Consider the following 23,234-nt stretch of genomic DNA (forward strand, 5'->3'; position numbering starts at 1 on the left):
GATGCCATGCGGCCCGGTCGTCCTGGCTCCACGCGGGCTGCTCACCCTGGTGCCAGTCGCCCTGGTTCCACGCGGCCTGCTCGTCGCGGGCGGTCCAGGCGGACCCGTCGTGCCAGGCGGCGTGCGGCTCGGGCTCGACCTGCGCGCCGAATCCGGCGGCGGTGGCGGCCGCGGCGGGAGCGGCGAAGCGGTACCCGGACTCCGCGTAGGACGACTCCGCATAGGACGACTCAGCGTAGGACGGCTCTGCGTAGGACTCCGTGGCGGGAGCGAAGGGCTGATCGTCGTCGCGATAACGATGACCGGTGCGCGGACGATGACCGGGCGCGAGGGTGGAGCGGTGATTCATCGGCGGTGCCACATCGTGAAGCGGGAGTTGGTCACGGTGCCGACGACACGGCAGGTGAACGATGTCGGGGGCGTCGCGATCGAACGGCTCACCAGTTGCGGAGCATTGTGCTGCATCAAGGCTTGCCGTCCTCCTCATCCTCTGGAACAGGGGAGTCGTGACCTAGTTGTGACATCGACCGCATGACGGTAACGAAGCGATTGCGTCGCCCGCAAGCGGTGCGCCCCTTCTGTCCAAACATGTGAGATTCATCACGGTAACGTTGCGGAATAGTTCACCGTGAATCGGGCATCGAAGTGAGAATGGGTTCCCCGCGGTTACGGTGGTCGCGCACCGCCTTCCGGCGGAGCCGCCCTGCCGAGCGGAACCTACTCGCCAGTAGTGTTGGCCAGCGGTTTTATCGATCCCGCCCGTCTGCGCGTGACCTGCGCCACTTAGGATGAACGTGGCCGATTGGCCCTCCATGTGACTGGTTAGAGTCCGACCCGACCCGCTTCCGACGTCGGGCCGCCAACAAAGACGTTGTCATAGCAACGCAGACGAGACGGTGAGTACATGGATCTCTTCGAATATCAGGCGAAGGAGCTCTTCGTTAAGCACGGAGTGCCTTCGTCCGAGGGCCGCGTCACGGACACGGCCGAGGACGCCCGCGCGATCGCGGCGGAAATCGGCAAGCCGGTGATGATCAAGTCCCAGGTCAAGGTCGGTGGCCGCGGTAAGGCCGGTGGCGTGAAGTACGCCGCGACGCCGGAGGACGCGTTCACCCACGCGCAGAACATCCTCGGCCTGGACATCAAGGGACACATCACCAAGAAGATCCTGGTCGCCGAGGCGAAGGACATCGCCGAGGAGTACTACATCTCCTTCCTGCTCGACCGCGCCAACCGCACCTACCTGGCCATGTGCTCGGTCGAGGGCGGCATGGAGATCGAGGAGGTCGCCGCGACCAAGCCCGAGCGCCTGGCCAAGGTGCCCGTCGACGCCGTCAAGGGCGTCGATCTGGCCTTCGCCCGCTCGATCGCCGAGCAGGGCCACCTGCCCGCCGAGGTGCTCGACGCCGCGGCCGTGACCATCGAGAAGCTGTGGGAGGTCTTCGTCGCCGAGGACGCGACCCTGGTGGAGGTCAACCCGCTGGTGCGCACCCCCCAGGACGAGATCCTCGCCCTCGACGGCAAGGTCACCCTGGACGAGAACGCCGGCTTCCGGCACCCCGAGCACGACGAGTTCGCGGACGTCGACGCCACCGACCCGCTCGAGCTCAAGGCCAAGGAGAACGACCTCAACTACGTCAAGCTCGACGGCGAGGTCGGCATCATCGGCAACGGCGCCGGCCTGGTCATGTCGACCCTGGACGTGGTCGCCTACGCCGGTGAGAACCACGGCGGCGTGAAGCCGGCCAACTTCCTCGACATCGGTGGCGGCGCCTCGGCCGAGGTGATGGCGGCCGGGCTCGACGTCATCCTCAACGACGCGCAGGTCAAGAGCGTGTTCGTGAACGTGTTCGGTGGCATCACCGCGTGTGACGCGGTCGCCAACGGCATCGTCAAGGCGCTCGAGATCCTGGGCGACGAGGCGAACAAGCCGCTGGTCGTGCGGCTGGACGGCAACAAGGTCGACGAGGGCCGCAAGATCCTCGTCGAGGCCGCGCACCCGCTGGTGACGCTGGCGCAGACAATGGACGAAGGCGCCGACAAGGCCGCCGAACTGGCAGCCGCCCGCTAACGACGGCCGAGCAAGGGACCACACGACATGTCAATCTTCCTGAACAAGGACTCCAAGGTCATCGTCCAGGGCATCACCGGCGGTGAAGGCACCAAGCACACCGCGCTGATGCTCAAGGCGGGCACCAAGATCGTCGGCGGCGTCAACGCGCGCAAGGCGGGCACCACCGTCTCGCACACCGACAAGGACGGCAACGCCGTCGAGCTGCCGGTCTTCGGCACCGTCGCCGAGGCGATCAAGGAGACCGGCGCCGACGTCTCCATCGCGTTCGTGCCGCCGAAGTTCGCCAAGGACGCCATCATCGAGGCCATCGACGCGGAGATCCCGCTGCTGGTGGTCATCACCGAGGGCATCCCCGTGCAGGACACCGCCTACGCGTGGGCCTACAACGTCGAGAAGGGCAACAAGACCCGGATCATCGGCCCCAACTGCCCGGGCATCATCACCCCCGGCGAGTCGCTGGTCGGCATCACCCCGGCCAACATCACCGGCAAGGGCCCGATCGGCCTGGTGTCCAAGTCGGGCACGCTGACCTACCAGATGATGTACGAGCTGCGCGATTTCGGCTTCTCGACCTCCATCGGCATCGGCGGCGACCCGGTCATCGGCACCACCCACATCGACGCCATCGAGGCGTTCGAGAAGGACCCCGAGACCAAGCTCATCGTCATGATCGGCGAGATCGGCGGCGACGCCGAGGAGCGGGCCGCGGCCTACATCAAGGCCAACGTCACCAAGCCGGTGGTCGGCTACGTCGCGGGCTTCACCGCTCCGGAGGGCAAGACCATGGGCCACGCGGGCGCCATCGTGTCGGGCTCCTCGGGCACCGCCCAGGCCAAGAAGGACGCGCTCGAGGCCGCGGGCGTCAAGGTCGGCAAGACGCCGTCCGAGACCGCCGCGCTCGCGCGCGAGATCCTGGAGAAGGCGTCCATCACCGCCTGATCCGACCAGCACGTGCCGAAGGCCGCCTTCCGATCGATACGGAAGGCGGCCTTCGTCTTCGGCGGGGCGGCGGCGCCGATCGCGCCCGAACGGCGCTGTTCGGTCGAGGATGACCGGGGCGGGCGCGTGCAGTAGCGTCAGAAGCAATCCAGCCGAAGTTAACGACTCGACCTAGGAGACGACGACATGTCATACCCGACCGGGGGCTCCGGGTACAACACACCCGCGACGCCCTCCGCACCATCCGGTTCCGGCCAGTCGACCGGTGGCGGCACCGGCGCGAGCGCGACCGGTTCCGCGGCGGCTCCCGCGGCGAAGGGGTTGCCGTTCTTCCTGGTGGTCGGCGTCGCCGCGCTCGGCGTGATCAACTTCCTGCTCGGCTTCCTGCCGTTCGTGGAGCCGGAAGCCACCAACCCGATGACCGGTGCGCGGGTGACCGGCGATTCGATCAACGCGTTCGCCACGCTCGGCCTGGCCGGCCTGCTGGCGATGCTGCTGCTCGGCGGTCTGCTGGCGGCGCTGTCGATCCTGCCCGGCCAGGACTGGAAGGGCGCGGCCGCGGCGGCGTCGGCGGCGGGCTTCCTCGCGCTGCTGTTCCAGTCCTTCTCGCTGCCCGAGGGCGCGGGCGCCGCGTTCGGCTTCTGGGTGGTGCTGTTCCTGGCGCTGGTGCAGACCGCGCTCGCGGTCGCCGCGGTGCTGTTCGCCGCGGGCATCCTCAAGCCGCCTGCGCCGAAACCGGCGGCACCGCAGGCTCCGCAGCAGGGTGGCTACGGCCAGCAGGGCGGTTACGGTGCCCCCTCGTACGGCCAGCAGCCCGGTTACGGCCAGCAGTCGCCGTACGGCCAGAGCCAGCAGCCGTCCTACGGCCAGCAGCCGGGCTACGGCACCGGCCCCCAGTACCAGCAGCCCCAGCAGCCCTACGGCCAGAGCCAGCCGGGCCAGTCGCCCTACGGCCAGCAGCCGGGGTACGGTCAGCAGCCCGGCCAGTCCTACGGTCAGCAGCCGGGTTATGGTGCGCCGCAACAGTCTTCGCCCTACGCGAGCGGCGCGCAGCCCCGTCCGGACGAGAGTGCCACCCAGCACTTCGGTGGCCAGGCCGGTCAGCAGTACGGCCAGCAGGGGTACGGCCAGGCCCAGCAGCAGCCGGCGCAGCCCGGCCAGCAGGCGGGGCAGCAGCAGGGGCAGCCGTTCGGTGGTGAGAAGAGCGCCGACCCGGCCGCCGACGCCACCCAGGCGTTCCGGCCCAACGACGACAACAAGTAGTTCGTTCTTCCTCCGCGAGCACCCGGCCCGAACCAGGGCGGGTGCTCGCGGCGCGCCTGCCCCGATCCCGTCGCGAAGGCTGTCACGCTGAATCTCCATGAGCTCCCCCAGAAACTCGCTCGTCCGCTGGACCGGGGAATCGCCTGCGGAGCCGGAGCCCGCCGTGCGTAGCGGGCCTGCCACCGAGGAGCCGGGTTTCCTGTCGCTGACGCCCGAGCGGGCCAGGGTGCTGCTGTTCGTCGCGGCGCGGCCCGCGGCGCTGGCGCTGCTGGTGGTCACCGTGCTCGTCGTGTCGACCCTGCTGACCTCCGGTGGCGCGATGACCGGCACGTCGGCCGCGATCGCGGCGAGCTGGCTCGGCATGCACCAGGTTCCGCTGGAGGTCGGCAAGACGACGCTCGGTCTGTTGCCGCTGCTGCCGACCGCGGTGTTGCTCTGGGCCGCCGCCCGCGAATGTGCCAGGGCCGCGGTGCCCAACGGCACCCGCACCGACCTGGCCTGGCTGCTCGGCGCGGCGCTGGGCGGCCCGTTGCTGGTGACCGCGGTCTGCCTGGCCGTGGTCACCGACGCCTCCGGCGTGCTGCCGGTGCGGCCCCCGAACACGCTGGCCGCGTTCGCCTGGGTGCTCGGACTGCACCTGCTGGCCGCGGGCGCGGGGATCGCGAGCCGAGAACTGCCGCGGGTGGTCGACACCCTGCGGTTGCCGCCGTGGGCGGTGTCCGGCATCCGGGGCGCCGGGCGCTCGCTGGTGCGGCTGCTGGCCTGCGCCGCCGCGGTCACCGTGATCTCGTTGTTCGCGCATTACTCGACCATCGGCGACATCTACGGCGGTGCGGGCGACGGATGGGGTGTGCTGGGGCTGACCGTGCTGTCGGTGCTCTACCTGCCCAACGTCGTGATCGGCGCCCTCGGCGTGTTGCTCGGCGCCACCGCCGAGTTCGGCACGGCCTCGGTCGGCCTGTTCTCCGTGGTCGGCGGTCCGGTCCCGGCGGTGCCGGTGCTGGCGGCGATGCCGATGGGCCCGGCCGCCGGGTGGTGGGCGCTGTTGCTGGTGGTACCCGCCGCGGTCGGTGTCCTGGGCGGCCTCGATCTGGCCCGGCTGACCCGGGACGAGATCCGCGCACCCTGGGCCACGCTCACCTCGGCGGCGGTGACCACCGTGCTGCTGCTCGTCGCGGCCGTCCTGGCCGGTGGCGAGCTGGGTGGTTTCGGGCACGTCGGGCTGGACCTGCCGATCCTGGCGGCGGCCGGTTTCGGCTGGCTCGCGGTGACCGGGTGGATCGGGTTGACCGCCGCGCGGTTGTTCCCCGGCCGGACCGCGACCGCCGGCGGTGACCACCACGGCCACGCGGACGAGCACGACGACTATTACGACGACGAGCACGACTACTACGGCGACGACCGCGACGACGACGAGCACTACGAGGACGAGCACTACGAGGACGAGCACTACGACGACCACGACGACGGCGAGTACTACGCGGACGACGATCAGTACGACGACGATGCCCGTGCGGCGGACGACGACTCCAGCGAGGACGGCCACCACGACGACCGCGATCGCCGGGACCGGTTCGCCGCCGACGATTCCGAGACCCTCGAGGGCGAACTCGTCGACGAGCCCGCCGCGCTCGCCGGACCGCGCCGCGTCCACGACGCCGACATCGTGGACGCCGAAGTGGTGGAATCCGAGACCGACCGCTGAGTGCCGCCGCACCTCGCGGCGGGAACGGATCGTGTGCGCGCAGGGCGCTCCGCTCGGGCGAAGCGGGCACCGCTAGGCTGATCACCGGCGGTGATGTCCCCGCCGTCCGATCGACACGCAGGAGTAGAGCGCTGACGTCCTCGCACGCCCAGTGGGTGCCGACGGTATCGCCCCCGTCGAACGCACCGGCCACCGTCGTCGTGCTCGCCTCGGGCACCGGGTCGCTGCTGCGCGCCCTGCTCGACGCGGCGAGCGCGCCCGGCTACCCGGCCGAGATCGTCGCCGTCGGCGTGGACCGGGTGTGCGCGGCCACCGAGCACGCCGAGGCCGCGGGCGTCCCGCATTTCCGGGTGGCGCTGAAGGACTTCCCCGATCGCGGCGCCTGGGACACCGCGCTCACCGAAGCCGTCGCCGCGTATCGCCCCGACCTGGTGGTGTCGGCCGGTTTCATGAAGATTCTCGGCCCCGCGTTCATGGACCGCTTCGGCGGACGAATCATCAACACCCATCCCGCGCTGCTGCCGTCCTTTCCCGGCGCGCACGGCGTGCGCGACGCGCTCGCCTACGGGGTGCGGGTCACCGGCTCGACGGTGCATCTGGTCGATTCGGGTGTCGACACCGGCCCGATCCTGGCGCAGGAACCCGTGCCGGTACTGCCCGACGACGACGAGGCCACCCTGCACGAGCGCATCAAGGTTGTCGAGCGACGGCTGCTGACCGAGGTCGTGGCCGCCGTCGCCACGCGAGGCATTGTCTCCGACGGACGAAAGGCAGTAATTCCAGATGAGCGGGTGCTCCGGTGAGTGAACGTAAGCCGATTCGCAGGGCGCTGGTGAGCGTCTACGACAAGACCGGGCTCGTCGAGCTCGCGACCGGTCTGCACGCCGCGGGTGTGGAACTGGTCTCGACCGGCTCCACCGCGGGCCGGATCGCCGACGCGGGCATTCCGGTGACCAAGGTCGAGGAGCTGACCGGCTTCCCGGAGACCCTCGACGGCCGGGTCAAGACACTGCACCCGCGGGTGCACGCGGGCATCCTCGCCGACACCCGCAAGCCCGAGCATCTCGACCAGCTCACCGAGCTCGGCGTCAAGGCGTTCCAACTGGTGGTGGTGAACCTCTACCCGTTCACCCAGACGGTGGCCAGTGGCGCGAGCCCGGACGAGTGCGTGGAGCAGATCGATATCGGTGGCCCGTCGATGGTGCGCGCCGCGGCGAAGAACCACCCGTCGGTCGCCGTCGTCGTGGACGCGGGCGACTACGACGACGTGCTGGCCGCGGTGCGCGCCGGCGGGTTCACGCTGGCGCAGCGGACCGCGTTGGCGGCCAAGGCTTTCCAGCACACCGCCGGCTACGACGTGGCGGTGGCGAGCTGGCTGACCGGTGTGCTCGCCCCGAGTGTGGCCGACCAGCCGCCGAGCACCCCGTACCCGGCCTGGATCGGCGGCAGCTGGGAGCGCGCGGCGGTACTGCGCTACGGCGAGAACCCGCACCAGTCGGCGGCGCTGTACACCAGCAACGACGGCAGCCCGGGGCTGGCGCAGGCGCAGCAGTTGCACGGCAAGGAGATGTCGTACAACAACTACACCGATGCCGACGCCGCCTGGCGTGCCGCCTACGACCACGAGGCCCCGGCCGTCGCGATCATCAAGCACGCCAACCCCTGCGGTATCGCGATCGGCGCGGACATCGCCGAGGCGCACCGCAAGGCGCACGCCTGCGATCCGGTGAGCGCGTTCGGCGGCGTCATCGCGGCCAATCGCGAGGTCACCGTGGAGATGGCCGAGCAGGTCGCCGACATCTTCACCGAGGTGATCGTCGCCCCGTCCTACGCCGACGGCGCGGTGGAGGTGCTGCAGCGCAAGAAGAACGTGCGCATCCTGATCGCCGAGCCGCCGCAGCGCGCCGGTGTGGAGCTGCGCCCGATCAGCGGCGGCGCGCTGCTGCAACAGCGCGACATCCTCGACGCCGAGGGCGACGATCCGGCCAACTGGACGCTGGTGGCCGGTACGGCCGCCGACGAGCAGACCCTCGCCGATCTGGCGTTCGCGTGGCGGGCGTGCCGCGCGGTGAAGTCCAACGCGATCCTGCTGGCCAGCGACGGCGCGTCGGTGGGCGTGGGCATGGGCCAGGTGAACCGGGTGGACGCGGTGCAGCTGGCGGTGCGCCGCGCCGGTGACCGGGCCAAGGGCTCGGTGGCCGCCTCGGATGCCTTCTTCCCGTTCCCGGACGGTCCCCAGCAGCTGATCCAGGCCGGTGTGCGCGCCATCGTGCAGCCCGGCGGTTCGGTGCGGGACCAGGAGACGATCGATCTCGCCCGCGAGGCGGGCGTGACGCTCTACCTGACGGGGTCGCGGCACTTCGCGCACTGAGTCCCTCGCGACGAGAGGCGGGTCCGGCGTACGGGCCCGCCTCTCGTCGTCTCCCGGGATGGTGCCGCCGATCAGACCGCGCTGAGCACCTGCCGTGCGCCCAGCGGCGCGTCCAGCTGCACCTCCACCGTGCCGAAGACCGCGATCATCACGCACATCCGATCGGCGGCCTCGGCGAGCCGGCCCGAGCGCAGTTCGATGGTCACGGCGCTGTCGGTCTCGGTGGTGGTGACGTCGATGCCGTAGCACTCCGGCGTGCCGGTCTGGAAATGCACGGCCAGCCGATCCGGGGCCAGCCGCGTCCAGGAGGTGAACGGGATCGGGTGGGCGTCGACGATCGTCGGGTCCGGGGTGAAGGTCGTTCCCGGCGGCGCGTCGGGCGCCTCGGTGGGTGTCTGCGCGGTGCTCGTCACGGCGCTGGTCGCGGTGTTCTGGGGTGCGGTGTCGTTCTCCTCGCCGCAACTCGCGGCGAGCGGGCCGATGAGCGCGACGGCGACGACAACGGCAAGGCGGCGGCTCGACCTGCGATACATGCCTCAACCCTAGTCCCGGCGCGTGACGGCCCCCACAGTGAACATTCCGCGAACCCTGCGCGTAATGCCTCCCGGTGGCGGGCGCGGACTGTAGATTCTGCGTTCGGTGCGGGCCATGGGCTTTCGGCTCGCATCGCAAGTCGGATGCTGTGCACAGAAAATCTTCGAAAGGAACAACGTGGGCGACACGCTGCGCGTAGGCGAAGAACTCGGACTCGGTCAGTCCCTGACCGGAGGTGCCTACACCCTGACCCTGCAGCCGGACGGCAACCTCGTGCTGTCCGAGCCCGGCGGAAACGTCGTGTGGGCCACCCAGACCCACGATCAGGGCGTCGACAAGGCCGTCCTGCAGCACGACGGCAACTTCGTGCTCTACAAGGGTGCCGACGCCGCGTGGTCCACCGAGACCAACGGCAAGAGCGCCGATCGCCTGGTCGTGCAGGCCGACCGCAACGTCGTGCTGTACGGTACCGACGGCGCCGCGCTGTGGGCGTCGGGCACCAACACCGACAACCCGCTGCCCGCCCCGGAACAGCAGGCCGAGCAGGCGCCCGCCGCCGCGCCGGTCGAGGACGTGCCCCCGCCGCCGCCGGCGCCGCAGCCGCGCACCTACACCGTGGAGCCGGGCGACACCCTGTGGGCGATCGCCGAGCGCTTCTACGGCGACGGCAACCGCTACCAGGAGATCGCCGACGCCAGCGGCATCCCGAACCCGGACGCGATCAACCCCGGTCAGGTGCTGACCATTCCGTGATCCGCGGCCGCGCGACAGCGTGAAACCGGCAGGGCCTCCGGGGATTTCCCGGAGGCCCTGCCGCTGTCCACCCTCAGTACCGCATGGCGTAGGAGATCTTGCGCCACAGCGATTTCTGCCGCTGCGCCGCCTTGAACCGGTCGTCCTGTTCCAGCACCGCCGTCGCGGCGGCCACCCGTCGTTCGCCTTCGGCGATGGCATCCTCCACCGACATCACGGTCGGCAGATCGAACAGCTCGATGATGCGGGTGACCCGCTCGTGCACCGTGCCGCCGACCACCTCGTAGGGCAGGCCGAGATCGGCGACCACCTCGAGCAGGGTGTCGTCGGACAGCTTGCGGAACGGCTCGGACACCGGCCGGTGCCCGTCGGTCTTCATCGGAAACTCCACCGGCAGATGCACATACGCGTCGTAGAGCCTGCGCGCGCGTTCCTTGACGATGTCGCCGATGATGTCGGTGTACTCGAGCAGCGGCGCCTTGCGGCCCACCCCGGCCAGTGTCTTGATCGAGCGCAGCAGGAACCCGGCGCCCGGATTGATCCCCACCGCCATCCGCGCGGTGCCGTAGACCCACTCGTGCACCACCGATCCGTCGGAGATGAACGAACCGTCGCACGACTCGTTGGCGACCCGCTCCTCGAACCGGCGAGTTCCGAGTTGCAGCAGCTCGATCGAGTTGAGCTCCATCACCGTCTTTCCCGGCGCGAGATCGATGAGCAGCTCACGCGACGTCAGCGCGTGGGTGCGGGGAATGCCGGTCGCGATCGAGAGCGTTTCGGTCGTGGTGCTCTTGCCGACGCCGTAAGTGCCCGATATCGCGAGTTTGATGGTGTCGCATCGACGGCCGCCGACGAGATACATGGGTGCTCCGATCCTTGCTCTGTGCCCGCGCCGCAGAATTCAGTTCTCCGGCGCACTCCCGGTGTCGTCCGACCGAGCCCGCGTCGATCGCGTCGATTTCTGTGCGGTGGACGATTTCGTGCCGGTCGCCGAATCGGCACCGGTCGATTTCGCGGCGGGCCGTTTCCGGGCAGTGGATTTCGCGGCGGTCGCCTTGGGGGTGGTGGATTTGGCCGCGCCCGATTTTGTTGGGGTCGATTTGGTGGCGGCCGATTTGGTAGGGGCCGATTTGGTAGGGGTCGATTTCGCGGCGGACGGCGAGGATTTCGTCGACGCCGACGATTTCGCGGGTGCCGCGGGTTGCTCGGGTGCGGGTTGCGGGGCCGGCGCGGTCGTTTCGGCGGGTGTCGCGGAGTCCGCGGGATTCGCGGGGACCTGCTCCGTCGACGCGGCTGCCTTCGCGGCGGTGGTCGAACTGCCCCGGGTGGTGCGCCTGGTCCGGGTGTGCTTCGTGTCGGTCGTCGGTGCCGTTGTCGCGACGGCGGGCGACTCGGCGGTGGCGTCCGCGGGGGTGACCGAGGAGGTGCCCGGTGCGGAGGCGGGCGTCGACGGCGCTGTCGATGCGGCGTGGGAGGCGTCCTTCGGCGTGGCGGACGCACTCTCAACCTGGCCGGGTGCTGCCTGGCCGGGTGCTGGCTGGTTGGGCGCCGGCTGGCCGGGCGCTGGCTGGTCGGGCGCTGCCTGATTGGCCGCGGTCTGGCTGGGCGCGGTCTGGCCGGGCGCGGTCTGGTTCCGTGCTTCGGCGGTCGTCCCGGCCGGGGTCTGGTTGTCGTCCGGCGACGTTCCTAGGTCGGCGGTGTTGTCACCGTCCTTGCCCGACTGCTTCCCGGCGGTGGTGCGGGTGCGGGTGGCGCGCGCGTGCCGCCCGGCACCACCGGAGGTGCGTGGTGCGGTTGTTCGCGGCGCCGGAGTTCCGGTGGCGGCGGCCGTCTGCGCCGCGCGCCCGGCGACCGGTGCGCTGTCGGCCTCGGCGCGTGGCTGCTCTGTCGCGGACTCGGTGCGCGCGGCACTCGGCGCGAAACGGCCCGAGTTGCCGCGGTTCTCGGGCGCGGCGGTCTTCTGCGGCTCCCGGGCACCGCGGTCGCCCGTCATGCGTGCCGACTTCCGATCGGCGGCCGACGGGCCGCCGACCGTGGCGCGTGGCCGGTCCGTGGTGCCGCTGGTGCGGGCATGCCGCCCACCGGTGGCGCCGTTCCCACCGGTCGAACGCGACCGCTGGCCCACGCCACCGTTGCCGTCCGCCGTGAAATCCGACTCAGCGGTTGCACCGGCCGGGCCGGTCCCCGCCGTCTCGGCGGCCGACTCGGCGGGGGTGCTGCCGGACCCGGTGGGAGTCGAGTCGGCCACACGCTCGCTACCCGTGCCGGCCGTGCGCTGGGCATCGGTGGCGTTGGTCCGCCGTGTCGTGGGGTCGCCCGCTGGTGTGGTCCGCGCGGGATTGCTGCTCGACCGCGCGGTCCGGGTGCCGTTGGTCGACCGGGTCGGCGTGCTGGGCTCGTTGGCGGTGGCCGATTCGGCCGCGCGGGTCGCGTCACCCGCGGTCGTCCTGCTGCCGGTCGTCCGCGCCGATTCCCGGGTACGTCGGGTCGTCTGGCGGGTGTGCTCGGTATCCGTGCCGGTGGTGCGGTTCGGCTGTCCGGCGTTGCCGCTGCGCGGGCCACCGGACCGGGTGCGCTCCGCCGATGCCGATGCCGATGCCGATGCCGACGAACGGCCGGCCGGTTCGCCGGGGGAGGCGGACTTCCGTGCGCCCGGCCGCAGCTCGGCGCCATTACCGGCACCGTTCCCGGAGCTCGCCCGTCCCCGCCGCGCCCGCGGTTCGGCGGCGCCGTCCACGTCGGTGGTCCGGGTCCGGGACGCGGCGGTGGTGCGGCCGGCCGTGCCGGCGCGGTCGGCGGCGCCGGTGCGTCGGGTGCCCTTCCCGAGGTCGGGCTTCCCCGCGGTCCTGGCGTCCGTGGCCGTGCGGCCCGTGTCGCCCGCGTTGTCGATGCCGATCACCCGTTGCGCCTCGGCCTTCGCCTCGGCGATGATCTGCGCCGCGCGCTGGGCGGCGGCCACCGCACCGGGATGCTTGGCCATCCGCACCGGCATCGGCGTGGTGGGCACGTCGGCGGAGGCGGCGTCGGCCGGGACGCCGGGGTTCTCGAGTGCCGCCGGGTCGAGATCCGAACGGCGCATCGTGCAGAAGGCGATGACGCCCGAGACCGCGGCGAGCACGGCGGCCAGCACCATCGCGGTGCGCAGGCCGTCGACGAAGGCGGTTTCGGCCGCGGCGCGCACGGCGCCGCTCACCGAGGCGGGCAGGCCATCCAGCACCGCCGAGGGGCCCGCGGCGGCGACGGCATCACCGGCGGTGTCCACCTGCTCGCCGAAAACCCGCCGCGCGGTGTCGGTCTCGGTGAACGCACCGGCCACCCGGTTCTGGAAGAACGCGCCGACGGCGGCGATGCCGATCGCCACACCGGCCTGCTGGAAGGTCTCGTTGATGCCGGAAGCCATGCCGGACTTGTCGGGAGTGGTGACCGCGATCGAGAACGCCGCGCGGGGCGGGTTGAACACACCCATGCCCAGACCGATCAGGATCATCGCCGGAATCAGCGCCGTCCACGCCGAATCCACGTCCACCAGCACCACGGCGAGCAGACCGCCCGCGATGAGCAACTGCGACACACCCACCAGCACGGCGGGCGGGAGCTTGGTCACCAGACTGCCCGCCACCGCCGCCGCCACGAACAGCAGCAGGGTCAACGGCAGGAACCGCAGGCCGCTGGCGAACGCCGAATAACCCAGCATGTTCTGCACATAGGAGATGAGCAGGAACAGGGCGGGCATCACGGTGAGCGCGCACAATGCCGTCACCGCCGACAGGCCGTTGAAGGTGCGGCTGCCGAACAGCGACAGGTCGAACATCGCCCGGCCCGGCCGGGTGATCTGCAACCGGGTGAAGACCGCGAGCAGCACGACGGCCAGCGCGAAGCAGCCGATGATGGTGAGGCTGGTCCAGCCGTCCTGTTCGCCGCGCATGAAACCGAGCACGAGGAAGAACAGGCCGGCCGAGAAGGTGATCATGCCCGGCCAGTCCACCGGAGGCGGTGTGTCGCTGCGGGATTCGCGCACCTTCAGATAGCCGATCACCAGCGCGGCGATCGTGACGGGCACGTTGATGAGGAAGATCCAGCGCCAGCCCGCGGTCTCGGTGAGCCCGCCGCCGATCAGCGGACCGAACGCGATGGCCAGCCCGGTGACGCCGCCGAACACGCCGAACGCCATTCCCCGGTCCTTGCCACGGAATTCGTGTCCGAGCAGCGCGGGCCCGACCGCGAACAGGATGGCCCCGCCCAGGCCCTGCACGAACCGGGCCACGATCAGCACCAGATCGTTGGGCGCCAGCCCGCACGCCAGCGACGACAGCACGAAGATCACCAGGCCGGCGTCGAAAACCCGCTTGCGGCCGAGCCGGTCGGCCAGCGAACCCGCCGCGAGCAGCACCGCGGCCAGGCCGAGTGCGTAGGCGTCCAGGATCCACTGCAACGCCGAGAACGACGAACCGAAGGCGGCGCGGATGTCGGGCAGTGCGACGTTGACGACCGTGAGGTCGAGCATGAGCATGAAGGTGGCCAGCGCGACGACCACCAGGGTCCATATCGCGCCGGCGGACCGTCGGGTCGCGGTCTCGGCACCTACGGTTGCCATGGACATTCCCTTCGGAGTTCGGCCCGGTGGCGACTGCTCAGGCGGCCCGCAACGCTGCGGACACCGCATCGCCGACCGGAATGCGTTGCGGCAGTTGGTACATCCCGGCCACCTGCGCGACGATCTGCTCGATCGAGCCGCCGATCACCAGATACGGCAGTGCCGATTCGTGCAGCGTCGCCAGCAGCAACCGATCGACGACCGCGCGCAGGGCACCGTCGTCGCCGGCGCCCGCGTCGTCGGGCAGACGCAGATGAACGACACCGTCGTAGGTGTCGTTCGCGCGTCGGATGACGATGCGGTGATGCGCGAGCAGGAAGCGCTGTTCGAAGATACGGTACGGCAGATCACGGGGATTGAGCACCCAATGCCGCAGCCGCCTGGTCTGCCGCAGCGCTTCGGCCATCGCCCACTCGTGCAGCACCGAGCCGTCGGAGACGAAGCCGCCGGGCATCCTGGTCTCGGTGTCCACCCGCTGTTCGAAGCCGCGCACGGTGGCCTCGACGGTGTCGCCGAGCCGCCGTCCGCTCCGGGGCGCGGTCAGCTCGGCGGAGACGGTGGCGCAGTCGAGGCCGGTGGCGAGGGCGAGGGCGGTGCACACGGTGCGACGGCCGGTGCCCGGCGCGCCGGTGACGGCGAGCCGGACCGGCGGTAGGTCGTCCACGGCCGCCATCAGTCGGGGAGCCGATGGGCCAGCAGGCACGACCCGGTCACGCCCTGGAACTCCTTGATCAGCAGGTCCGCGCTGCGCCACCGCTGCCCGCCGCGATCGATCGTGGAGGTGCGCCGGATCTCCACCGTGCCGTCGAAGTCGGTCGCGCTGGACCGGTGCGGTGGCTCGCAGAAGAACTCCAGCTTGCGCATCCAGAGGGTGTCGCTGTTGGTGCGATCCAGCGAGTCCATCCGGTAGAGCAGGATCTGCGAGAGCTGGGCCGCGCCGACGATCGCGTCGATCGGGGAGACCGAGTTCCAGTAGGCCGACTCGGCGCCGACGTAGCCGCCCTCGGCGCCGGGACGCACGGTCTGCCTGCTGGTGATCCGGGTGGCGTCGTCGTCGACGATCAGGTCCGTGGCCGTCAGGGTGTGGTCCTTGACACCCGTCAGGTAGTAGTGCGGCGCCGGGCCGTAGAGGTCGGCGAGGCTGTCGAGGTGGTCGATCTGCTCGCCCGGTTCGGCCGAACCGGTGCCGAGCGGATGCACCAGGGTCAGGGTGCCCGCGAGATTGCCGACGGTGAACTTGAAGGTGGTCTCGGCCTCGCTCGCCTCCTCGGTGACCGCGGTGATCTCGGCCTGCACCGGGATGTGGTCGAGGTCCTCGTGTGGGGCGGCGCCGGCACGCACGGTGCCGTGGCTGACCCACATCCGCGCCGCCTCCTCCGGCCGCAGCCCGCGGGCGCGGGTCACCGCGGCGTCGCACAGTGCGGTGGCCAGCATGACGGTGTCGACGCTGCTGACGTGCGGCACGAGTTCCCGGTGTTTTTTGGTCGACCAGGCCGCCGGATATTCGAGCCGAGCCATTGCCGTGTGTTTTGCGCCGGGGCGAGCGGAATTGCCGAGACGCAGGTCCGCCAATTCCGGGCCTACTTTTCGATAACCCTCTCCGAAATACCGGGTGGCCCGGGGCCCGAGGGGTTCGTCGTAACTGGAGAAAGAAACGCTCATGAGTACAACCTTCGAACAGCGACAGAATCCGGCTTCAGGCGACGCGGGGCAATTCGAATACCTGTCCCGCGTACGACAGACCCGCTCCGAAGGAAACCTGCAGAGCGAGTTGTCCCGGCTTGGCTCGACCCGAGGAGATCAGGTCGTCGATCGCCAGCGGCAGTGCCGCGGCGGACGTGTTTCCGGCGCGCCGCACATCGTCGGCCACCACCACCGAATCGTCGCGCCAGCCCAATTTGCGCACGACACCGTCGATGATGCGCAGATTGGCCTGGTGCGGAATGAACACCTCGATCTCGTCGAGACCGACACCGCCCGCGGCGGCGATCTCCTCGACGATCTGTGGCACGGCGGCGGTGGCCCAGCGGAACACCTCGGTGCCCTCCATGCGCAGCATGGGGGTGGGGGTGTCGGCCGGTGCCGCGCGTTGCTGTTCCCAGGTCGGTTCCTGGCGGATCAACCGGGCCTGTCGACCGTCGCTGCCCCAGACGGTCTTGCGGATGTGGCCCGACTCGGTGCGCCCGATGAGCACCGCGCCCGCACCGTCGCCGAAGATCGGCGCGACCGCGCGCTCGTGGGGATCCACGACATGACTGAGCTTTTCCGAACCGATCACCAGTACCGTGTCGGCCTGGCCCGCGTTGATCAGCGCGGCGGCCTGGCCGACGCCGTGGGCCAGGCCAGAGCAGCCCGCGGAGATGTCGAAGGCGGCCGGACCCGAGCACCCGAGCTCGGCGGCGACGATCGGGGCGGCCGCTGGTGTCTGGTTCAGATGGGTCGAGGTGGCGAGCATGAGCACGTCCACCTCGGTGGCGGCCACGCCGGCGGCGGTGAGCGCGCTGTCGGCGGCGCGCACCGCCATCGTCACGACCGTTTCCTCCGGGCCGGCGAAACGCCGTTCGGTGATTCCGGTGCGGGTGCGAATCCACTCGTCGTCGACACCCAGGTGGGGAGCGAGATCGGAATTGGAAATGACCCGGTGTGGCCTATATGATCCGATCATGAGCATCCCGGCTCGCGTAGCGGTCTCGCTGCTCGTTGCCGTCATATTGCTCACCCCCCTGAGATTTATGAAGTGAATCACGTGTGAATCAACTTATCACCGTCCTCCAAAACCGGGATGAGATCACACGGCTATAACGCCAGCATAACAGCGGTGAGTGATGAAGGTCACGTTTTTTGATGCGGTATTGACATAACCGAACCTACTCGTCAGTCGCAAAATTGCGTACGCGATTGTTCACTTGAACCGGCAACCTCGGACCTGGGCTTTCGGGTCCGGTGGATGGCGAACAACTCGGTACGGGAAGGCGGAGTGCTCGCCGAGAAATAGCCGGTCAGCCCCTGTTTTCCGGGTCTGGGCGCGCGGGTTGGGGGCGTCGAACGCGACGAGGGCGGGTTCCTGGTCGGTGGACCAGGAACCCGCCCTCGGGAAGCGTGCCCGCCGTCGGTCAGCGGCTGGTGAACGGCAGCAGTGCCATCTCGCGGGCGTTCTTCACCGCGACGGCGACCTGTCGCTGCTGCTGCGGGGTCAGGCCGGTGACGCGCCTGCTGCGGATCTTGCCGCGATCGGAGATGAAGGTGCGCAGCAGGTTGACGTCCTTGTAGTCCACCGTCTCGATCCCCGCGGCGATGAGCGGGTTCTTCTTCGGGCGGCGGGCCTGCTCGGCGCGGACCTTCTTCGACGGTGCTCGCTTGACTGCCATATCAGGGGTTCCTTCTTGCGGTATCGGTGGTCTTACCAGCTCGATTTGTGCACACCGGGAAGTTCTCCGCGGTGGGCCATCTCGCGCACACGCACACGGGAGAGGCCGAACTTCCGGAGGTGACCGCGCGGACGTCCGTCCGCGGCGTCCCGATTGCGCAATCGTACCGGACTGGCATCGCGCGGCAGTCGCTGCAGTGCCGCCTGGGCGGCGGCCCGGTCCGCCTCGGGCGTGCTCGGCTTGCGGATCAGTTCCTTGAGTTCGGCCCGGCGCGCGGCGTAGCGGGCCACGATCTGCTTGCGCTGCTCGTTCCGGGCGACCTTGGATTTCTTTGCCACTCAGCGCTCCTCGCGGAAGTCGACGTGCTTGCGCACGACCGGGTCGTACTTGCGCAGCACCATCCGGTCCGGATCGTTGCGCCGGTTCTTGCGGGTGACGTAGGTGTACCCGGTGCCCGCCGTCGACCTCAGCTTGACGATGGGGCGCAGTTCGGTGGATTTCGACGCCATGGGGCGCTCCTCCTAGATCTTCTCGCCGCGGGCCCGCAGCCGCGCCACCACGGCCTCGATCCCGTCCCGGTCGATGGTCTTGATGCCCTTCGCGGAGACCGTCAGCGTGATGCGCCGGCCTTCGCTGGGCAGGTAGTAGGTCTTGCGCTGGATGTTGGGATCCCAGCGGCGGTTGGTCCGCACGTGGGAGTGCGAGACGGACTTGCCGAAGCCGGGCTTGCGCCCGGTGACCTGGCAGTGGGCGGACATGGCCCCGGCCTCCTCCTGTTGATGACAATCGTTTTCGACAATGAACGCCGGAGACTGTACCGTTATGCCCGAGCAAATGACAATCGTTATCGAAAGGGGTTCCGGTGGTGCTGCCTGATCCCGCTCCACTCCCGCCCCGGCCCGACCGGCGGACGCCGGTCCTGCTCGTGGCCGGCCTGCCCGGCCGCGCGAGCGCCGCGGTCGACCGGGCGGCCGCGGCGCTGGCACATGCCGAGGGCACCGTCGTCGTCCGGCATCACCTCGAAGACCTGCGCGAGGGCGTCGTGCGCCGCACCCTGCGCACCGTCCTCGCCACCACCGAGACGGTGCTCGAGTTGGCGCACGGCTGTGTGTCCTGCACCCTGCGCGCCGACCTGCTCCCGCTGCTGTGCACGCTGGCCGCCCGCGAGTCGGTGCACCGGATCGTGCTCGAACTGGATCCGGCCTTCGAGGCCGAGGCGGTCTGCCAGGCCATCGAGGATGTCGTCGTCACCGGGGTGGTCGGCCGGGTGGACGGGCCTGCGGCCCGCGACGTCCGCGTCGAGGCGGTGCTCACCTGCGTCGACGCCGCGTCCTGGCTCGCCGACGCGACCGGTGAGGACACCCTCGCCGAGCGCGGCCTGGCCACCGCCGACGACGACCGGACCGTCGCCCAGGTCGCGGTCGGACAGGTCGACTTCGCCGACGCCCTCGTCGCGCTCGGCCCGGCACCCGATCCGATCGAGCACGACCGGCTCACCGCCGTGCTCGCCCGGCTGGTTCCCGAGGCGCCGGTGACGTGGGTCGACTCGCCCGACGCGATCACCGCCGCCGAGATCGAGGCGCTGCTCACGCGGATCCCCGCGCACTCGCGGCGCGGCCGGGTCTTCGACGCGCACGCACCGCTGCTGCGCGGGCAGCCCTCGCTGCTCACCGAGCACGGCGTGACGCTGGTGGAGTTCGCCGCGAGCAGGCCGTTCCACCCGGCCCGGCTGCACGACGCCCTCGACGTGCTGCTCGAGGGCGTGGTGACCGCCCGCGGCAGGTTGTGGCTGGCCACCCAACCCGACGAGGTGGTGTGGCTGGAGTCGGCCGGTGGCGGCCTGCGGGTCGGCGGTGCCGGTCCCTGGCTGGCTGCGATGAGCGCCGAGGACTATGAGCGGGCCGACCCGACCCGCCGCGCGCTGGCCGCGCTCGGCTGGGACGAGCGGTTCGGCGACCGGCACATCTCGCTGGTGATCCTGGCCCACGAGGCCGACCCCGCCGAGATCCGCCGCGCACTGCACTGGGCCCTGGTCGAGGACGACGAACTGCGCCTGGTGGACCGGGCACCCGAGCGGGTCGCCCGCTGGGAGGACCCGTTCGGCGAGTGGCACGAGGAACCGTGCGCCGACCCGGGGGAACCGATCGAGGACATCGCGTGGCCGAAAGGCCGGACAGGAGAAGGACAATGAAGGCGGGTATCCACCCCGACTACCACCCCGTGGTGTTCGAGGACTCGAGCACCGGCAAGCGCTTCCTCACCAGATCGACCGCGACGAGCGAGCGCACTGTGGAGTGGACCGACGGCAACACCTACCCCCTGCTGGTGGTGGACGTGACCGCGGACTCGCATCCGTTCTGGACCGGCGCCCAGCGCCTGCTGGACACCCAGGGTCGGGTGGAGAAGTTCAACCGCAAGTACGGGCGCCGGGTGCGCGGCGGACAGGAGGGCTGAGATGGCGGTTCCGAAGCGGCGGATGTCGAGGTCGAACACGCGCAGCAGGCGCAGCCAGTGGAAGGCGAAGGCGCCGGACCTGGTCGAGGTGACCGTCGCGGGCGTGCCGCGCAAGGTGCCGCGGCGGCTGGTCGCGGCGATCCGGCGGGGTCTGATCGATCCCGAGCGGCTCTGAGCAGCCGGCGACGAATGGCGGCCGGCGACGAATGGCGGCCGGCGACGAATGAGGGGGAGTGGGGTGGGTCCGCCGGGCCCACCCCACTCGTCGGTTCAGCCCTCGAGCTTGGCCAGATCGGTCAGCGCGGCGGCGAGCCGGAAGTACTTGTTGTTGCCCAGGTCGGCGATGGTCTTGATCTTCAGTTCGGCGAACACCTTGTCGTGCGCCTCGGTGAAGCCGGCCAGCGCCGAGGGCGGCGCGGACAGGATCTCCGCGAGCGGCTTGTTCTCGTACGCCTTGTCGAGAGCCTTGTCGAGCACCACGTTGACGGCCATGCGAACTCCTTAGGGAACGAACCTGACTGCTGCGGTGCCGGAGAAAACCGAGCGCATCCGGCCAGCCGACGATAACCCGGTTGCCCGTGCCGGGCAGGGTGAACGGCGTGGCAAACCACTGGCAATTGTCGTGAGGCAGATCACATGGAAGAACTACGGCCCGACCGCTTGCCGGTCGCTAGCTGACCGGCGAAACCCGTGCTGCGGGTGGGTTTTTCGGGCCGAAAAACTAGTGATTTCCGGGCCGATCCGAGGTACCCTCATCCATCGAGGGCGGGTTCTCCCGGTTCCGGGAGAACCCGCTCATCGCCAAGCATCCGCCGCCGGGCGCGTGCCGGCGATCCGCCAGCGGCCCATCGCCGCGAAACCCCGCCTCACCCCGCATCTTCCGGGCCGCGACTCGAGCGTGCGGTCCCGCGCCCCGGCTCGCGTCGATCCGCCTCCGGCAGCAGCGCTTCCAGGCGGGCGGCGATCGACTCCACCGACTCCTCGATCAGCGACAGCGGCCACGGCAGCCGCCGCTGCGCCTGCCCGCGCAACTGCGCGGTCAATTCCGCCGACGTGGCCTCCAATTCGCTGATCTCGGTACGCAGATCGTGCACCTCCGCGCGCAACCGAGCGGTCTCGGTCGCCAGCTCGTCCACCCGGCGCAGCGCCACGGCCAACCCGTCCACCAGGGTGCGCGCCCTGCCCTCGGCGTCGGTGCCCAACTGCGGCCAGCCCGCCAGGCTCGGCCCGCGGAGCTGCGTGAGGACATCGCGCAGCATCGCATCCTGTTCCGGCGTCACGTCCGGTCCTTCCCTCACCCGGCGCGACGGTTCAGAACCGCGGCGCGCCGATCACCATCGTCTCGCCCGCGTCGAACGCGCGATCGTGCCCGCCCGGTCCGGACGGCATGCCGGGGCCCGACGGCACGGACGCGCCGGACGGCACGGCCCGGGTCGCCGGGGCGGCCGCGGGCTGGGCCCGCCGGTCGGGGGTCACCAGCACCGCCGTGATCGGCACGGCCAGCGAGAGCATCCCCAGGACGAACATCGGCACCAGGAAGGCGAACAGATCCTCACCGGGTGGCGGCACCGAACCGGGCTCGAGCTCGACGCTCACCCCGGCCAGCCGCACGTAGTGCATGCCGAGCATGCCGACCGCGTACAACACCGCGGCGGCGACCAGCACACTGACGGGCCTGCGCTGCAGCAGGAACCACAGCGTCGCGGTGGCGGTGCCGATCGCGAGCACGGCGGCCACCGTGATCGACCACCACGCCGTGCGCACCACACCCTGGACGTGGATGCCTGCCATCGCGACGAACAACATCGCGCTCATGCCGACACCCATGATCAGTCCCGCGCCGGCCAGGCGCGGCACCAGCGGACGGCCGCCGAGCACGAGCAGCGCCGCCAACGTCGACGACACCGCGATCACCCCCGCCACGACCAGGCGCGCGACCTCGTACCGGATCTGCCCGCCGTCGCCGGGCGCGACGCCGAGCATCGACACGAAGATCGCCAGCCACGTCCCGATCCCGCCGATCGAGACCGCGGCGGCGGCGAGCCACACCAGGCGGAACTTCGCGGTCACCGACTCCGTCGACTGGCGGACGCAGACCAGCCCGACCAGGGCGCCGACCATCGAGACCACGGCCGCGAGGCCGAGCACCCAGTACCCCATGGAGAAGTAGCTCACCGCGGCAGCACCCTCACACCTGTCCGACGGGCTGTTCCCGCTGTTCGGCGGCCAGCCGCTGGATCGCGTATTCGGTGACCGCGGCCAGCGACTGACGCACCTCGGTCGCGTTGCGCGCGTCGATGTCGACGATGGGGACGATCGGCCGCACCGACAGCGCCTCGCGCAGTTCCGCCACCGGGAACCGCGGCGAATCGGGAAAACGGTTGACCGCGATGAGGAACGGCAGCCCGCGCGCCTCGAAGAAGTCGACGGCGGCGAAGCTGTCCTCGATGCGGCGGGTGTCCACCAGCACCACCGCGCCGATCGCGCCGCGGATCAGGTCGTCCCACATGAACCAGAACCGGCGCTGCCCCGGCGTGCCGAACAGGTACAGCGTCAGGTTGCCCGGCAGCATGATGCGGCCGAAATCCATGGCGACCGTGGTGGTCTCCTTGCCGGGCGTCGCGGCGAGGTCGTCGATGCCGTCGGAGAAGCCCGTCACCATGGCTTCGGTCCGCAGCGGCACGATCTCCGAGACCGCGCCGACGAAGGTGGTCTTGCCCGCGCCGAAACCACCGGCGACAACGATCTTGGTCGAGGCGGTGCGGTTGTCCATCGGCGCCGAGCCGCCGTACGGCTTGGTGTTATAGGGCGCGGAGTCCACGCAAAGTCCTCTCCATCAGGGACAGGCGCTCGTCATAGCTCGCCTGGTCACTCAGGGTCCAATGCACACGCAGCGTTCCAGCGACGACGAGATCACCGATCACGACGCGCACCAGACCGAGCGGACGCTGCAGTTTGGCCGTGATCTCGGCGACCGAAAGGCGTGCGGTGCCCAATCGGACGATATCGGTACGGATATCGCCGACCGGCCATTCGAGATGGGCAGTGTAGGAGATGGTCTCGATGACCGCCTCCAGGGGAAGGTCGACCGCGGGTTCGGTCCGTCCCGAGGTCAGCGCATACGGGCGAACTCGGGTAGGTGGCGTGCCCGGCCCCCCGCCGGATGGAGTCGACATGCC

The 23,234-nt window shown here is 70.3% G+C and carries 25 protein-coding genes; 10 read left to right on the top strand and 15 right to left on the bottom strand.

From position 1 onward, the window contains the following. Positions 1–904: 904 nt before the first annotated feature. The 6 genes from sucC to purH all read left to right on the top strand — a co-directional run bounded on the left by sucC (position 905) and on the right by purH (position 8,352). Entirely contained in the window at positions 905–2,071 is a 1,167-nt protein-coding gene (gene sucC, locus AMO33_RS23860; RefSeq protein WP_060594360.1) for an ADP-forming succinate--CoA ligase subunit beta, read from the top strand. A gap of 27 nt (positions 2,072–2,098) precedes the next feature. Beyond that, positions 2,099–3,013, top strand: coding sequence for a succinate--CoA ligase subunit alpha (gene sucD / locus AMO33_RS23865; RefSeq protein WP_011211525.1), 915 nt, complete (start codon positions 2,099–2,101; stop codon positions 3,011–3,013). Between the two features lie 186 nt (positions 3,014–3,199). Then, positions 3,200–4,276, top strand: a complete 1,077-nt coding sequence (locus AMO33_RS23870; RefSeq protein WP_011211524.1) for a DUF5336 domain-containing protein — start codon at positions 3,200–3,202, stop codon at positions 4,274–4,276. Positions 4,277–4,373: 97 nt separating this feature from the next. Next, the gene (locus tag AMO33_RS31725; RefSeq protein ID WP_060594361.1) at positions 4,374–5,981 is read left to right on the top strand and encodes a cell division protein PerM; all 1,608 of its coding nucleotides are present in this window, start codon (positions 4,374–4,376) and stop codon (positions 5,979–5,981) included. A gap of 155 nt (positions 5,982–6,136) precedes the next feature. Further along, positions 6,137–6,784 carry a phosphoribosylglycinamide formyltransferase gene (purN, locus tag AMO33_RS23880; RefSeq protein WP_011211522.1) on the top strand — a complete coding sequence of 216 codons (648 nt, stop codon included), beginning with the start codon at positions 6,137–6,139 and terminating at the stop codon, positions 6,782–6,784. Next, positions 6,781–8,352 carry a bifunctional phosphoribosylaminoimidazolecarboxamide formyltransferase/IMP cyclohydrolase gene (purH, locus tag AMO33_RS23885; RefSeq protein WP_060594362.1) on the top strand — a complete coding sequence of 524 codons (1,572 nt, stop codon included), beginning with the start codon at positions 6,781–6,783 and terminating at the stop codon, positions 8,350–8,352. Before purN ends, purH begins: the two co-directional genes overlap by 4 nt. Before the next feature lie 71 nt (positions 8,353–8,423). Here the strand turns inward: purH and AMO33_RS23890 are convergent, their stop codons facing one another. Continuing rightward, complete coding sequence (locus tag AMO33_RS23890) at positions 8,424–8,885, bottom strand: hypothetical protein (RefSeq protein WP_060594363.1); 462 nt, start codon at positions 8,883–8,885, stop codon at positions 8,424–8,426. Between the two features lie 178 nt (positions 8,886–9,063). Here AMO33_RS23890 and AMO33_RS23895 point away from each other — a divergent pair, with 178 nt between their 5' ends. Further along, on the top strand, positions 9,064–9,639 hold the full coding sequence (locus AMO33_RS23895) for a LysM peptidoglycan-binding domain-containing protein (protein ID WP_041560429.1): 576 nt from the start codon (positions 9,064–9,066) through the stop codon (positions 9,637–9,639). Positions 9,640–9,712: 73 nt separating this feature from the next. On the opposite strand, the gene AMO33_RS23900 is transcribed toward AMO33_RS23895, so the two are convergent. The 9 genes from AMO33_RS23900 to rpmB all read right to left on the bottom strand — a co-directional run bounded on the left by AMO33_RS23900 (position 9,713) and on the right by rpmB (position 18,359). Continuing rightward, the gene (locus AMO33_RS23900; protein WP_011211518.1) at positions 9,713–10,501 is read right to left on the bottom strand and encodes an AAA family ATPase; all 789 of its coding nucleotides are present in this window, start codon (positions 10,499–10,501) and stop codon (positions 9,713–9,715) included. 39 nt (positions 10,502–10,540) lie between these two features. Continuing rightward, positions 10,541–14,233, bottom strand: a complete 3,693-nt coding sequence (locus AMO33_RS32265) for a DHA2 family efflux MFS transporter permease subunit (protein ID WP_176579830.1) — start codon at positions 14,231–14,233, stop codon at positions 10,541–10,543. Positions 14,234–14,270: 37 nt separating this feature from the next. Next, positions 14,271–14,906: a hypothetical protein gene (locus AMO33_RS23910; protein ID WP_060594364.1), complete on the bottom strand. Its 636-nt coding sequence runs from the start codon at positions 14,904–14,906 to the stop codon at positions 14,271–14,273. Then, on the bottom strand, positions 14,906–15,895 hold the full coding sequence (locus AMO33_RS23915) for an AvrD family protein (protein WP_060594365.1): 990 nt from the start codon (positions 15,893–15,895) through the stop codon (positions 14,906–14,908). Before AMO33_RS23915 ends, AMO33_RS23910 begins: the two co-directional genes overlap by 1 nt. Positions 15,896–15,929: 34 nt before the next feature. Next, positions 15,930–16,943 carry a beta-ketoacyl-ACP synthase 3 gene (locus tag AMO33_RS23920; RefSeq protein ID WP_060594366.1) on the bottom strand — a complete coding sequence of 338 codons (1,014 nt, stop codon included), beginning with the start codon at positions 16,941–16,943 and terminating at the stop codon, positions 15,930–15,932. 403 nt (positions 16,944–17,346) lie between these two features. Beyond that, the gene (gene rpsR / locus AMO33_RS23925; RefSeq protein WP_011211513.1) at positions 17,347–17,601 is read right to left on the bottom strand and encodes a 30S ribosomal protein S18; all 255 of its coding nucleotides are present in this window, start codon (positions 17,599–17,601) and stop codon (positions 17,347–17,349) included. A 32-nt stretch (positions 17,602–17,633) separates the two neighbouring features. Continuing rightward, entirely contained in the window at positions 17,634–17,939 is a 306-nt protein-coding gene (gene rpsN, locus AMO33_RS23930; protein WP_011211512.1) for a 30S ribosomal protein S14, read from the bottom strand. Next, entirely contained in the window at positions 17,940–18,110 is a 171-nt protein-coding gene (gene rpmG, locus AMO33_RS23935) for a 50S ribosomal protein L33 (RefSeq protein ID WP_060594367.1), read from the bottom strand. It lies immediately after the preceding gene. A gap of 12 nt (positions 18,111–18,122) precedes the next feature. Beyond that, positions 18,123–18,359 carry a 50S ribosomal protein L28 gene (rpmB, locus tag AMO33_RS23940; RefSeq protein WP_011211510.1) on the bottom strand — a complete coding sequence of 79 codons (237 nt, stop codon included), beginning with the start codon at positions 18,357–18,359 and terminating at the stop codon, positions 18,123–18,125. A gap of 107 nt (positions 18,360–18,466) precedes the next feature. Between rpmB and mrf the strand changes: the two genes are divergently transcribed. Genes mrf through rpmF form a run of 3 tightly spaced genes read left to right on the top strand, consistent with a single transcriptional unit; the run spans position 18,467 to position 20,230 of the window. Further along, positions 18,467–19,792: a ribosome hibernation factor-recruiting GTPase MRF gene (gene mrf / locus AMO33_RS23945; protein WP_060595123.1), complete on the top strand. Its 1,326-nt coding sequence runs from the start codon at positions 18,467–18,469 to the stop codon at positions 19,790–19,792. Further along, positions 19,789–20,055: a type B 50S ribosomal protein L31 gene (locus AMO33_RS23950; protein ID WP_011211508.1), complete on the top strand. Its 267-nt coding sequence runs from the start codon at positions 19,789–19,791 to the stop codon at positions 20,053–20,055. The genes mrf and AMO33_RS23950 overlap by 4 nt, the downstream gene beginning before the upstream one ends. A gap of 1 nt (position 20,056) precedes the next feature. Further along, positions 20,057–20,230, top strand: coding sequence for a 50S ribosomal protein L32 (rpmF, locus tag AMO33_RS23955; protein ID WP_011211507.1), 174 nt, complete (start codon positions 20,057–20,059; stop codon positions 20,228–20,230). Between the two features lie 95 nt (positions 20,231–20,325). Here rpmF and AMO33_RS23960 read toward each other — a convergent pair whose 3' ends face one another. The 5 genes from AMO33_RS23960 to AMO33_RS23980 all read right to left on the bottom strand — a co-directional run bounded on the left by AMO33_RS23960 (position 20,326) and on the right by AMO33_RS23980 (position 23,231). After that, positions 20,326–20,547, bottom strand: a complete 222-nt coding sequence (locus AMO33_RS23960) for a hypothetical protein (RefSeq protein ID WP_060594368.1) — start codon at positions 20,545–20,547, stop codon at positions 20,326–20,328. Between the two features lie 374 nt (positions 20,548–20,921). Continuing rightward, the gene (locus tag AMO33_RS23965) at positions 20,922–21,335 is read right to left on the bottom strand and encodes a hypothetical protein (protein WP_060594369.1); all 414 of its coding nucleotides are present in this window, start codon (positions 21,333–21,335) and stop codon (positions 20,922–20,924) included. Between the two features lie 31 nt (positions 21,336–21,366). Further along, the gene (locus AMO33_RS23970; protein ID WP_060594370.1) at positions 21,367–22,230 is read right to left on the bottom strand and encodes an MHYT domain-containing protein; all 864 of its coding nucleotides are present in this window, start codon (positions 22,228–22,230) and stop codon (positions 21,367–21,369) included. A 13-nt stretch (positions 22,231–22,243) separates the two neighbouring features. Further along, on the bottom strand, positions 22,244–22,828 hold the full coding sequence (locus tag AMO33_RS23975; protein ID WP_011211503.1) for a GTP-binding protein: 585 nt from the start codon (positions 22,826–22,828) through the stop codon (positions 22,244–22,246). A 28-nt stretch (positions 22,829–22,856) separates the two neighbouring features. Continuing rightward, complete coding sequence (locus AMO33_RS23980; RefSeq protein ID WP_011211502.1) at positions 22,857–23,231, bottom strand: DUF742 domain-containing protein; 375 nt, start codon at positions 23,229–23,231, stop codon at positions 22,857–22,859. Positions 23,232–23,234: the final 3 nt, after the last annotated feature.

Source organism: Nocardia farcinica (assembly GCF_001182745.1).
In the GTDB taxonomy this organism is placed as follows: Bacteria; Actinomycetota; Actinomycetes; order Mycobacteriales; family Mycobacteriaceae; genus Nocardia; species Nocardia farcinica.